Annotated in this window: 11 protein-coding genes; all 11 read right to left on the minus strand. The window is 73.7% G+C overall.

From position 1 onward, the window contains the following. Window positions 1-67 precede the first annotated feature (67 nt). Window positions 68-1,831 (minus strand): SRPBCC domain-containing protein, encoded by a 1,764-nt coding sequence (locus AC1RNL_RS07380; protein ID WP_492934863.1) that lies wholly within the window; start codon window positions 1,829-1,831, stop codon window positions 68-70. A gap of 55 nt (window positions 1,832-1,886) precedes the next feature. Continuing rightward, window positions 1,887-3,074 carry a heparan-alpha-glucosaminide N-acetyltransferase domain-containing protein gene (locus AC1RNL_RS07385; RefSeq protein WP_492934864.1) on the minus strand — a complete coding sequence of 396 codons (1,188 nt, stop codon included), beginning with the start codon at window positions 3,072-3,074 and terminating at the stop codon, window positions 1,887-1,889. Window positions 3,075-3,139: 65 nt separating this feature from the next. After that, window positions 3,140-4,168 carry a class II fructose-bisphosphatase gene (gene glpX / locus AC1RNL_RS07390; protein WP_310121460.1) on the minus strand — a complete coding sequence of 343 codons (1,029 nt, stop codon included), beginning with the start codon at window positions 4,166-4,168 and terminating at the stop codon, window positions 3,140-3,142. Between the two features lie 192 nt (window positions 4,169-4,360). Continuing rightward, on the minus strand, window positions 4,361-5,746 hold the full coding sequence (locus AC1RNL_RS07395; protein ID WP_225792797.1) for an MFS transporter: 1,386 nt from the start codon (window positions 5,744-5,746) through the stop codon (window positions 4,361-4,363). Between the two features lie 139 nt (window positions 5,747-5,885). Next, window positions 5,886-6,656 carry an SDR family NAD(P)-dependent oxidoreductase gene (locus AC1RNL_RS07400; RefSeq protein WP_128190341.1) on the minus strand — a complete coding sequence of 257 codons (771 nt, stop codon included), beginning with the start codon at window positions 6,654-6,656 and terminating at the stop codon, window positions 5,886-5,888. Window positions 6,657-6,676: 20 nt separating this feature from the next. After that, on the minus strand, window positions 6,677-7,630 hold the full coding sequence (locus AC1RNL_RS07405; RefSeq protein WP_128190340.1) for a 3-hydroxyacyl-CoA dehydrogenase family protein: 954 nt from the start codon (window positions 7,628-7,630) through the stop codon (window positions 6,677-6,679). 4 nt (window positions 7,631-7,634) lie between these two features. Beyond that, window positions 7,635-8,573: a sugar phosphate isomerase/epimerase family protein gene (locus AC1RNL_RS07410; RefSeq protein ID WP_310121477.1), complete on the minus strand. Its 939-nt coding sequence runs from the start codon at window positions 8,571-8,573 to the stop codon at window positions 7,635-7,637. Between the two features lie 135 nt (window positions 8,574-8,708). Beyond that, the gene (locus tag AC1RNL_RS07415; protein ID WP_492934865.1) at window positions 8,709-9,431 is read right to left on the minus strand and encodes a GntR family transcriptional regulator; all 723 of its coding nucleotides are present in this window, start codon (window positions 9,429-9,431) and stop codon (window positions 8,709-8,711) included. Beyond that, window positions 9,428-10,195, minus strand: coding sequence for a triose-phosphate isomerase family protein (locus AC1RNL_RS07420; protein WP_492934866.1), 768 nt, complete (start codon window positions 10,193-10,195; stop codon window positions 9,428-9,430). Before AC1RNL_RS07420 ends, AC1RNL_RS07415 begins: the two co-directional genes overlap by 4 nt. Window positions 10,196-10,199: 4 nt before the next feature. Further along, entirely contained in the window at window positions 10,200-10,655 is a 456-nt protein-coding gene (locus AC1RNL_RS07425; RefSeq protein WP_492934867.1) for a ribose-5-phosphate isomerase, read from the minus strand. Window positions 10,656-10,657: 2 nt separating this feature from the next. After that, complete coding sequence (locus tag AC1RNL_RS07430) at window positions 10,658-12,385, minus strand: dihydroxyacetone kinase family protein (RefSeq protein ID WP_310121489.1); 1,728 nt, start codon at window positions 12,383-12,385, stop codon at window positions 10,658-10,660. Window positions 12,386-12,562 lie beyond the last annotated feature (177 nt).

Here is a 12,562-nt window from a genome sequence, read left to right on the forward strand (position 1 = left end):
GGAACTGACCAAACCTGACAGGTGGTTCAGGTTTCAGGTTCCAGCATGCGAGTCCGCGCCGCCCGTGTCAAACCGGTGCCGCGACCGTGACCGGATCGTGACCCGGCGCATCCCCTCCTCCACGCTCCACGAGCGCCGCGAGCCGCTCGTAGGCGGCGGCCGGGATGCCCAGCTGCGGCAGCACCGAGTCGCGCAGTCGCTGCGAGTCGAAGACCTCGTGGCCGCGCAGCACCGTCACGTCCCTGTGCTGCTCGAGCACGGTCGACGCCGTCACCGGCGGCCGGCGGCCGCCCTCCTGCCACTGCCGCTCGACGATGCGCACCGGCCGCTCGACGTGCAGGTACTCGCCCACCACCACCGGCCGGCGCACGCCGCCGCCGTGCTCGAAGCGGTAGCCGCCGCCCGTGCGCGCGTCGATGGCGCAGCTGGTCATCGGCATGCCAGGATCCGGCAGCCACAAGGGCACCAGGCGCGGGTCGGTCAGCGCCTGCCACACGGCCTCCGCCGGTGCCCGGAAGCGCACCGCGTAGGAGATCGAGCGCTCGTCCGGCAGCGCGACCGCGAGCGGCTCGGCGGCGCGGAGCGGGCCGCCGGAGCGCAGCGCCGCGGCGTCCATCCAGCGCTCGAGCGGCGCGTCGGCGCGCAGCGCCGCCAGGAGCGCGCCCACCCCGAGCGCCGCGGCGACGAGCACGGCCCAGCCGGACCATCCCTCGACGAGCGCCGGCGCCTGCGGCGCGACCGCGAGCAGCAGCGCGTGCACGAGGGCGGTCGCGAGCAGCACCGTGACCGGCGCGGCCCCCGCCGCGAGCGCGGGGGCGAGCGCGCGCCGCACCCGCGGGCCGGCCGAGGCGCCGCCGAGCCCCGCGGCGCCGACGACGGCGAGCGCGAGGCCGCCGGCGCGCACCGCCTCGGCGGCCGTGCCGGAGCCGGGCATCGCGACGAGCTGCAGCACGGGTTCGCCGCCCATCGCGCGCAGCACCCCCGGCATCCCGAGCAGCTCGCGCGCCGCGGTGGCGTCGCCGAGCGGCAGCACCGCCGGCACGAGGTGCGCGAGCGCGAGCTCGCTCGTCGCGATGGCGGCGCCGGCCAGCAGGAGGCCGACGACCAGCAGCGCGCCGTGCAGCGCCCGCTCCCGACCGCGCTCGCGCGCCGAGAGCAGCAGCCGCCCGGCGAGCATGCCGACGAGCACCCACGGCAGGAGCATGAGCGCTGCCCACGGGTCGCCGACGAGCAGCACGCGCACCGACTCCGCCGTCGGCCCCCAGGGCGATCCGGGCGGCGCGGGGCGGAGCGCGTCGCCGACGGCCGCGAGCAGGAGCCCTCCGCCGGCGGTCCACGCCGCCGCGAGCGCCGCGAGCGCCCACACCGGCAGCAGCAGCGCTGCGGCCGCGAGCGCCAGCGCGACGCCGAGCTGCGCGAGCGGCGCCTGCAGCGCGGTCGCGACCGGCAGCACCCACAGGTCGGCGCCGTAGAGCCACGCGTCGACCGGGGTCCCCCAGCCGCCGAAGGCGAGGTAGGCCGAGCGCACGAGCTCGAGCCACGCCCCGAGCGCGAGGGCCGCGCTGCCGACGAGGCCGAGCCAGAGCCCTCGCGTGAGCGTCTCGCGCGCGGCCGCCGCGCGGTGGCGGGCGGCGAGGCGCGGCCGCACCGCGAGCACCGCGCAGCAGCCGGCGAGCACGGCGAGCAGGGCGACCGGCGGCCCGTCGAGCAGGAGGCCGAGCGGCGCGCCGGCGTGCTCCCCGCTCCGCAGCAGCGTGGGCGCCGCGACGAGGCCCGCGATGGCGACGAGCCACGCGAGGTCGATGCCCACCGATCGCGCGCCGCCGCCCACGGCATCATCCTGCCGACGGCCCGCGCCGCGCGGGCCCGGATCGCTGAGGATCCGCTCAGCCGTGCGCGCGGTCGGCCGCCGGTTGCACCGGCCGCGGGCGATCCCCCGCCGCGCGGTCGGCCGCCCGGCCGACGAAGCGCTCGAGCGGCCCGCGCCCGTCGCCCGCGGCGAGCACGGCCCCGATCGCGAGGGCGACGACGACCTGCACGGCCCACGCGGCCGATCCGGCGCCGAGCGCCGGCGCCGCGTCCTGCAGGAGCACGAGCATCGCGGTGAGCAGCAGCACGTGCACCACGTAGATCGTGAGCGGCGCCGCGCCCGCCGCCCGCAGCGGCTCGAGCGCGCGCACCGCCGGGCGCGGCAGCGCCGCGGCCAGGAGCCCGAGCAGCGCGATGACGAGCAGGGCGATGCCGACCGTGCGCGCCATGTCGGCGGGCGTGCCCGTGTGCGGGGCGGCCACCAGCTGCCAGGCGGTCGCCGATCCCTGCGCGGCGCCGTAGCCGTTCCGCAGCAGCTCGTCGCGCGCGGCGTCGTCGAGGGGGCCCGCGAGCAGCCGCATGCCGAGCTCGCTCGCGGCGACGCCGGCGACGACGAGCGCGGCGCCGACGACCGCGAGCTGCACGAGCGCGCGCCGCTCGACGCCGCGGGCGCGGGCGGCGAGCTGCGCGCGGGCGGCGAGCATGCCGACCAGCAGGTAGGCCACCCAGGTGAGCACCGGGTAGACGCCGGTGAGCAGCACGTCGGCAGCGGTGGCGGCGAGGCGCTCCCCCAGCGCCGCGCCGTCGCCGATGCTCGCGGCGCTCGGCAGCCGCTCGCGCGCCGCGACGAGCAGCGAGCCGCCGGCGAGCCACAGCACGGTCGTGACCCCGGCGAGTAGCCACGACGGCAGCAGCACGAGCACCGCGGCCAGCATGATCGCGACGCCGAAGGGCACGAGCACGACGTAGACGGCGGCCGCGAACGGCCCGATGATCGCGCCGAGCAGCGCGACGAGCGCGCCCCGTACGAGCGTCGAGCGCAGCGCGCCCCAGCGGTCGCCGGCGGCGAGCCGGGCGCGGGCGGCGAGCACCACGCTCACACCGCCGAGCACCGCGAAGAGCGTCGACGGCGGCCCGTCGACGAGCGCCGCGACCCCGTCGGGCGGGGGCGGCTCGGCCGCGAGCAGCGTGTGTGCGGCCATCATCCCCACGACGGCCAGCAGCCGCGCGAGGTCGACGCCCACCAGGCGCTCGGAGCCGCTCACGCGACCATCGTGCCGCACCCACCTCGGCGCGCCCCACGCATCCGCCGAGGACGCCGCCGGAGCGGTCAGCCTCGGCTCGAGCCCTGCTCCAGCCACTTCTCGGCGCGGTGCTCGGCGATCACGCGGCGCGCGGTGCCGGTCTTCGAGCGCAGCACGAGCGACTCGGTGCGGATGAGCGGGCCCTTGCGGCGCACGCCGTCGAGCAGCTGGCCGTCGGTGACGCCGGTGGCGACGAAGTAGGTGTTGTCGCTCGCGACCAGGTCGTCGAGGCCCAGCACCCGGTCGAGGTCGTGGCCCGCGGCGACGACCTTGCGGTGCTCCTCGTCCGACTGCGGCGACAGGCGCCCCTCCATGAAGCCTCCGAGCGCCTTGATCGCGCACGCGGTGATGACGCCCTCGGGCGTGCCGCCGGCGCCGGCGCAGATGTCGATGCGGCTCTCCCAGCGGGCCGCGTTGATGCCGCCGGCCACGTCGCCGTCGCGCATGAGGCGCGTGCCGGCGCCGGCCGAGCGGATCTCCTCGATGAGCTCGGCGTGGCGCGGGCGGTCGAGCACCGCGACGACGATCTCGCCGACGTCCTTGCCCTTGGCGCGCGCGAGCTCGCGGATGTTGTCGCCGATCGACTGGTCGAGCGAGATGACGCCGATCGCCTCGGGGCCGGCGACGAGCTTGTCCATGTAGAACGCGTCGATCGGGTCGTACATCGTGCCGCGATCGGCGACGGCGATCACGCTGAGCGCGTTCTGCCGGCCGGCGGCGGTGAGCGAGGTGCCGTCGATCGGGTCGACGGCGATGTCGGCCGACGGGCCGCGGCCGTTGCCGACGTGCTCGCCGTTGAAGAGCATCGGCGCCTCGTCCTTCTCGCCCTCGCCGATGACGATGACGCCGTCGAAGGCGACCGTCGAGAGGAACGTGCGCATCGCGTCGACCGCCGCGCCGTCGGCGGCGTTCTTGTCGCCGCGGCCGATGAACGGCACGGCGCGGATCGCGGCGGCCTCGGTCGCGCGCACCAGCTCCATCGCCAGGTTGCGGTCGGGGTTGTCGAAGACCGGGGCCTTCTGAGCGTCGGGCTGCTGCGCCACGGTGTCCTCCATCGGTGAGCCTGCTTCGAGCGTAGTGAGCGGATGCGGTGGGCCCGCCCCGCGCGCGGCGAAAGTCCGGCGGTTCCTTCGCGGGCCGCACGCGTGCCGACGCGACAGACCGGGCCGGGGTGTCGCGGGTCCCGGCCCGGTCTGGGTGCGCATCCGGGCGGATGCGCGTCGTCGCGATGCGACGGTCGGTGCGAGTCAGTGGCCCGGCGCCACCGACTCCACGTCCTCGTCCTTCTCGGCCTCCAGCAGCGCATCCGCCTTCGCGCTGAAGAGCTTCGTGCCGAAGAGCATCGCCGCCGCGAGGAACGCGAACACGCCGAGCGACACCACGCCCCACGCCCCCGAGTCGGTCGGGACGGCCTCGTTGATCGCCGTGCGCATGATCGGGGCGACGAAGCCGCCCAGGTTGCCGAGCGAGTTGATGAGGCCGATGCCGGCGGCCGCAGCGGTGCCCGTGAGGAACGCCGTCGGGTACGACCAGGTGATCGGGCCCACCGAGAGGAAGCTCGCGACCGCGAGGGTGATGAACAGGATGCCGAGGATCGGCTGCCCGTTCGCGCCCGCCCAGGCGGAGCCGAGGATGAACAGGCCCGTCGAGATGTAGAAGAGCGTGCCCCAGTTGCGACGACGGGCGATCGTGTTCGCCGCCTTGCCGAAGAAGTAGCAGGCGAACAGGCCCACGAGCCACGGGATGGCGGCGACGAGGCCGACCTGCCAGCCGACGTCCTGGCCGAGCAGGTTCGCGACCTGCTGCGGCAGGTAGAAGGTGGTGCCGTAGACCGCGATCTGCAGGCAGAAGTAGATGATGGTGAAGTACCACACCTTCCAGTTGCCCATCGCGCGCCAGATGCCGCTCGGGCCGTCGGACTCGCGCACGGAGTCCTCCTTGGCCATCACGTCGATGAGGGCGTCCTTCTCCTCCTGGTTCAGCCACTTCGCGTCCTGCGGGCCGTTGATGAGGAAGAAGATCGCCGCGATGCCGGCGGCGACCGCCATCATGCCCTCGACGAAGAACATCACCTGCCAGCCGGCCCACGGGGTCACCTGCTCGCCGAAGCTGATCAGGCCGCCCGAGAGCGGGGCGCCGAGCATCTGCGAGAACGGCTGCGCGAGGTAGAAGATCGCGAACATCTGCACGCGGTGCTTGTTCGGGAACCACTCGGAGAGGAAGAGGATCACGCCCGGGAACAGGCCCGCCTCGGTGACGCCGAGCAGGAAGCGCAGCACGATGAACGACGTGTCGTCGGTCACGAACGCGAATGCCGAGGCGACGAGGCCCCACGTGATCGCGATGCGCGCGAGCCAGAAGCGCGCGCCGAACTTCTTCAGCAGCAGGTTCGACGGGATCTCGAAGATCGCGTAGCCGATGAAGAAGATGCCGGCGCCGAGCGCGAAGGCGCCCGCCGAGATGCCGCGGTCCATCTGGAGCGCGTCCTCGGCGAAGCCGACGTTCGTGCGGTCGAGGAAGGCGACGAAGTACAGGATCACCAGCATCGGCATCAGGTGCTTGGCGGCCTTCTTGATGGCCGAGTCGAGGGCGGGGTTGCCCTGCGACTTCGGCTGCAGTGTCGTATCGGACACGGGACTCTCCTTCGAGTGCGGTGCTTCGGTTTCGGTCAGTTGAGGACGGACGGGAGGATCAGCCACAGGCCGACGCCCACGAGGACGACGCCCAGGGCGAGGAAGAGGATGCGCGACTTCGACCAGGAGCCCATGGCGATCAGTGCATGTAGAGGCCGCCGTCGACGTTCAGGGTCTGGCCCGTCACGAATCCGGCGTCCTCGGAGATCAGGTAGGCGATGGCGGCGGCGATGTCGCGGGGCGTGCCGATGCGCGGGAGCACGCCGTCGGCCGCCATGGCGGCCTTCCGCTCCTCGGTGAGCGTGCCGCCCATGATGTCGGTGTCGATGGGGCCGGGCGAGATGGCGTTGACCGTCACGCCCTGCGGGCCGAGCTCGCGGGCGACGGAGCGCGTGAAGCCGATGACGCCCGCCTTGGCGGCCGAGTACACCGTCTTCGAGAACGTGCCGCCTCCGCGCTGCGCCGAGACCGACGAGAGGCTCACGACGCGGCCGACGCCGTGCTGCACCATCGACTCGACGGCGCGACGGGTGGCGTAGTGCACGCCGTTCATGTTGATGCCCATGACGCGGTTCCACTCGTCGGCCGTCACCTCGAGGTAGGGCACGGGGCTCGACACACCCGCGAGGTTCACGAGCGCGACGATCTGCGGCAGGGCCGCCTCGAGCTCGTCGTACGCGGCGCGCACCTGCGCCTCGTCGGCGACGTTCGCGCCGGCGCCGGCGGCCTGCACGCCGTGCTGCTCGGCGATCTCGGCGGCGACCGCCTTGGCCGCGTCGGCGTCGAGGTCGATGATGCCGACGTTCCAGCCGTGCTCCGCGAGGTAGTGGGCGGATGCGCGGCCGATGCCGCGCGGCGAGGCCGCGCCGGTGAGGACGACGGTCTTGGACTCGGGGAATGCGGTGGCCATGTGCCGATGCCTTTCGTGGATCAGTGGATGGGGGCCGGGCCGAGCTCGTCCATGAGCTGCTTGATGGCCACGTACGCCTTGTTGCGGTAGGCGATGAGCTCTGCGGTGCGCTCCGCCGGCACCTCGAGGTAGCCGGCGCCCGACTTGGTGCCGAACTTGCCGGCGTCGACGAGCTCCTTGAGGGAGTCCGGCGTCGCGAAGCGCTCGGGCCAGCGCGTCTGCAGCGATGCGTAGCAGAACGCGTAGACGTCGAGGCCGGCCATGTCGGCGATCGCGAACGGCCCGAAGACGGGCAGCCGGAAGCCGAACGTCGTGCGCACGATCGTGTCGATGTCGTCGGGCGTCGCCACGCCCTCCTCCACGAGCTGGGTGGCCTCGTGGAAGAGGGCGTACTGCAGGCGGTTGAGCACGAAGCCGGTCGCGTCGCCGACGCGTGCCGTCTCCTTGCCGGTCGCCGCGACGATCTCCTCGACCACGGGGAGGATGGCGGCATCCGTGCCCTCGTGCGCGATGAGCTCGACGCCCGGGATGAACGGCGCCGGGTTCGAGAAGTGCACGCCGAGGAAGCGCTCGGGGTGCTCGACGGCCTCGGCGAGGCTGCCGATCAGGATCGTCGACGTGTTGGAGCCGATGATCGCGTCGGGGCGGGCGGCGGCCGAGATGCGCGCGAGCGTCGCGTGCTTGATCTCGATCTTCTCGGGCACCGCCTCCTCGATGAAGTCGGCGTCGGCGACGGCCGACTCGATCGACTCGGCGGCGGTGAGGCGCGCCTCGATGCGCTCGACCGCGTCGGCGGGGAACAGCCCGTCGGCGGCGAACTGCGCCGCCTCGTCGAGCAGCCGGGCGCGGTTCTGTTGCGCGATCTCGGCCGAGATGTCGGCGATCTGCACGTCGTAGCCGGCGAGCGCGAGCACCTGGGCGATGCCGCCGCCCATGTAGCCGGAGCCGACGACGGCGATGGTCTTCGTGGTCATGGTCTCAGCCCTTCGGGAGGAGCGAGCGCAGGTAGCGCTGGTTGGTGGAGCAGTTGCCGAGGCTGTCGCCGCCGTAGTGCTCCATGAGGAAGATGCCGTCGAAGCCGAGCGCGAGCGCGTCGCGCACGACCTGGCGGTAGTTGATGAGGCCGCCCTCCATGGTGGAGGGCACGCTGGTCGCCCACGAGCCGTCGGCCGCCTCGTCGCGCGTGTAGTTCTTGACGTGCCAGTAGTTGGCGTACGGCAGCGTCTTCGCGTGCATCTCGCGCCAGTCCTCGATCGGCCGGTGGAGGCGGATGAGGTTGGCGATGTCGGGGTTGAGGCCGACGTTGTCGAGCCCGATCTCCTCGACGAGGCGCACGGCCGAGTCGGCGGTGCCGAGGAAGGTGTCCTCGTACATCTCGAGCGACATCTTGAGCCCCACCTCGGCAGCGTGCCGGCCGAGCTCGCGCAGGCGCGTCACCGCCGCGGTCCAGAGCTCCGGGTCATCCGGGTCGTTCGTCGGGCCCTGCGCGGTCCAGAACCACAGCGCCTTGCGCTGCGCCTCGCTGAACGGCTCGTGCAGGCCGGTCGAGAAGACCTCCATGCCCCACTCCGCCGCGGCGTCGATCGTGCGGTGGGCGTAGGCGAGGTTGCGCTCCTCGTGGCCGGGCATGATCACGCTCTGGCGCTGCAGGTGCACCGAGGGGATGCGGATGCCGTGCGAGTCGAGGATCGAGAACAGCTCGTCCTTGCGGCTCGCCTCGAGGTCGGCGGGGCGGATGTGGCTGTCGGCGAGCTCCGCGAGCGAGAAGCCCACGTCGGCGACCTGGGCGAACGCGTCGTCCCAGACCGCAGGGTCCGCGTCGTGCAGGGCGACGCCGTCGGCCGAGACGGCGGGGATGCCGTGCAGGCAGGTGGCGATCGGCCAGGTCTCGGCGGTGAATGCTGGCTGCTCTGCCATCTCGTCTGCTCCGTTGCGATCCGCGGGCGCGATCTTCGCCCTTGAAAATATCCTATAGGAAAACTAGTCAGATAACGCGGCGGGCGCAAGCGCGCGCTGAGCCCGGGCGTGTCCCCCACGCCCGCGCCGAGCGGCTCAGGACCCGGCGGCCTCGTCGCGCACCGAGCGCGTGCGCACGCCCTGGATGTGGGCGCGCATCGCCGCCGTGGCGGCGTCGGCGTCGCCGCGCTCGAGGGCGTCGAGCACCCGCGCGTGCTCGGCGTGCGCCTCGCGCACGTCGCTCGTGCCGCGCAGCACGGCCTGCCGCAGGCGGTGCGTCATGGCGCCCAGGTCGTCGTGCATCGAGATCAGGTAGCGGTTGCCGGCCGCCTCGAAGATCGCGCGGTGGAAGGCGGAGTCCGCGTCGAAGTACTCCGCGGTGGTCCGCACGGGCACGTCGGCCCCCGCATCCATCGCCTCGACGATGCGGTCGGCGCACTCCTGGTGCCGCTCGTGCGCGACGCGCAGCCGCTCGAGCAGCTCGGCGGCCTTCGGCGCGGCCAGCCGGGTCGCCTCGACCTCGAGCATGAGGCGGGCGTCGAACAGCTCCGCGAGCTGGTCGGGCCCGAGCGGCGGAGCCACCCGATAGCCCTTCAGCGCCTCGCGCGTGACGAGCCCGGTGCGCTCGAGCTGCACCATCGCCTCGCGCACGGGAGTGGGCGACACGTCGAGCTGCTTGGCGAGCGTGTCGATGGACAGCCGGGAGCCCGGCTCCACGTCGCCCTCGAGCAGCAGCTCCAGGATGAGGTCGTAGACCCGGTCGCGGAGGCCGCGGCGCTCGAGCTCGCGCACGCCGCGGAACGGCAGCTGGGTGGTCATCGTGTCTCCTGGAGTGCGAGCGCCTCGTCGAGGATGCGGCCGAAGGCGGTGGGGTCGTGCGCGAAGCGCCCGAGGAACACGCCGTCGACGCTGTCGGCGATGCGCGGCAGCAGCCCGGGGCCGGCGCTGCCGCCGTAGATGACCTGCGCGTCGAGCGGGTCGTCGGCGAGGTGCGCGCGCAGCGCCGCCCCGACCGCGCGGATGTGGTCGTCGCCGGCGGGCTCCGGTGCGCCGATCGCCCAGACGGGCTCGTAGGCGACCACGAGCCGGCCGGTGGCGCCCGCGTCGCGAGCGAGGGCGAGGGATGCGTCGAGCTGGCGGATGCAGGCGGCCGCGGCCGCGTCCGGGGCGCCCCGGTCGGGCTCGCCGATGCAGAGCACCGGGGCGATGCCGTGCCGCAGGGCGGCCGCCACCTTGCGGGCGACGGTCTCGTCGGTCTCCCCGAACATCGCGCGGCGCTCGGCGTGGCCGATCTCGGCGAGCGCGACGCCGTGCTCGGCGAGCTCCGGTGCCGACACCTCGCCCGTGAAGGCGCCGGCGTCCTCCCAGTGGAGGTCCTGCGCGCCGACGAGCATGCCCGCGTGGGTGGCGATCGGCACGACTTCGGGGATCGAGGGGAAGGTGGGGATGACGAACGGCTCCACGAGCCCGCCCTGCACGGCCGGGTGCTCGGCGCAGATCGCGGCGACCGCGCGCGTCCACTCGAGCGTGCGGGCGCGCCCGAAGTACATCTTCAGGCTCGAGCCGATCAGCATCCCCGCCATCCGGTCAGCCCTCGTAGGCGCAGATGTCGTCGACGTTCGCCTGCGAGTGGCTGGCGGGGTCGAAGGTGTAGGTCAGCCACTCCCCGGCGAGCCGGCGAGCGAGCTCGATGCCCACGACGCGCTGGCCCATGCAGAGCACCTGCGCGTCGTTCGAGAGGATCGAGCGCTCCACCGAGAACGAGTCGTGCGCGGTGACGGCGCGGATGCCCGACACCTTGTTCGCCGCGATCGCGACGCCCAGGCCCGTGCCGCACAGCAGCAGGGCGCGGTCGGCCTCGCCGCGGGCGACGCGCTCGGCGGCCTCGATGGCGACCTTCGGGTACGAGGTCGAGCCCTCGGCGTCGTCGACGCCCACGTCGACCACGGAGTCGACGAGCTCGTTCGCGTCCATGTCGCGCTTCAGGATCTCCTTGTAGTCGAAGCCGGCCTTGTCGCTGCCGACGATGAGGCGGATGCCCATGGTCACTGCTCCCTGTCTGTGGTGAGGACGTCGTAGATGGTGCTGCAGATGAGCGCGAACGAGACGGCGCCCGGGTCGGGGGTGCCGATCGACTTGTCGCCGTGCGACTTGGCGCGGCCGAGCGTCGCGGCGAGCGCTGCGGTCTCCTGCGCGGCCTCGTCGGCGACGCCGGCGGAGTGCCCCCACGCGTCGCGCAGGCGCTGGCCGTCGGCGATGCGGCGGGCGAGGTCGTCGGCGAACGGCACGATGGCGTCGACCATCGTCTTGTCGCCGACCTTGGCCTTGCCGAACGCCATCACGGCGTCCTTCGCGGCGACGACGCCGTCGGCGACGGTCTGCGCCGTCACGTGGCGGTCGTCGCCCACGTGCCTGCCGAGCGTGCGGAGCATCTCGCCCCAGATCGCACCGGAGGTGCCGCCCGCCCGGTCGCTCCACGCATCCGCCGCCCGCTCGAGCGTCGTCTGCGCACCGGCGCCGGCGTGCACGGCCGCGGTCGCGGCGGCGCTGCCGGCGCGCGAGCCGCGCTGCATGCCGATGCCGTGGTCGCCGTCGCCCGCGACGGAGTCCATGTGGCCGAGCTCCTCGGCGGCGTCGTCGATCGCGTCGGCGACCGCTGCGAGCGAGGCGGCGATGACGTGGGCCGCGTCGCGCGACTCGGCCGTCGACTCGGGCACCTCCTGCTCGTCGACCGAGGCGTCGACCGCGTCGGCCTGCTGCTGCGGAGCCACCGAGCCCTTGCGGAAGCCCGCGGTGTCGGCGGGCGCGCACCACAGGCGCTCGAGCTCCTCGTCGAGCCACAGCAGCGTGAGCGAGACGCCCGCCATGTCGAAGCTCGTGCAGAGCTCGCCCACCTCGGGCTCGACGATCGTGAGCCCGCGCTCCTCGAGCAGCGCGTGCACGCGGCGGTAGACGACGAACATCTCCTCGTACTTGACGCTGCCGAGGCCGTTCAGCAGCGGCACGACGCGCGCGCCCTCGACCTCGACGCCGTCGGGCACCTCGTCGAGCAGCTTGTCGACGAACAGCTGCGCGAGCTCGTCCGCGGTGGGCACGTCGACCTCGTCGATGCCGGGCTCGCCGTGGATGCCGAGGCCGACCGCCATCTTGCCCTCGGGCACGGTGAAGAGCGGCTCGGAGGCGCCCGGCAGCGTGCAGCCCGAGAAGGCCACGCCGAACGAGCGGGTGCGGGCGTTGGCGGTCTGCGCGATGCGCTCGACGCCGTCGATGTCGTAGCCCGCCTCGGCGGCGGCGCCGGCGGTCTTGAAGACCGCGAGGTCGCCGGCGATGCCGCGGCGCTGCTCGAGGCGCTCCTTCGGGGCGCTCCAGATGTCGTCGGTGACGGTGACGGTGCGCACGTCGATGCCCTCGGCGCGCAGGCGCTCCTGGGCCTGGTCGAAGTGCAGCACGTCGCCGGCGTAGTTGCCGTAGCTGAGCAGCACGCCCTGGCCCTGGTCGGCCTGCTTCGCGATGGCGTAGACCTGCTGCGCCGACGGCGAGGCGAAGAGGTTGCCCATCGCGGCGCCGTGCGCGAGGCCGGGGCCGACGAGGCCGCCGAAGGCCGGGTAGTGGCCGCTGCCGCCGCCGACGACGAGCGCCACCGTGGGCTCGTCGGCCTTCGTCGAGCGCACGACGCCGCCCGGGGCTGCCTGCACCCACCGGGAGGCGGCGGCCGCGAAGCCCTCGATCATCTCGTCGGCGAACTGGGACGGATCGTTGAACAGTCGCGTCATTGCGCTCTCCTCGCATAGGAACCCCGGAGCGGGGCGGGCACTCCTCGGAATCCTATAGGAAGTTGGGCCCCGCGGCGCATCCGGCCGTCCGCATCCGCCGGGGCGGCCGCATGCCCCGCGACCTAGACTGACGATGTTCCCGCGAGGCCGCGACTGGCGGTCCGCGACCCGACGAGT

This window comes from Agrococcus sp. GW821-FHT14H11, assembly GCF_058803545.1.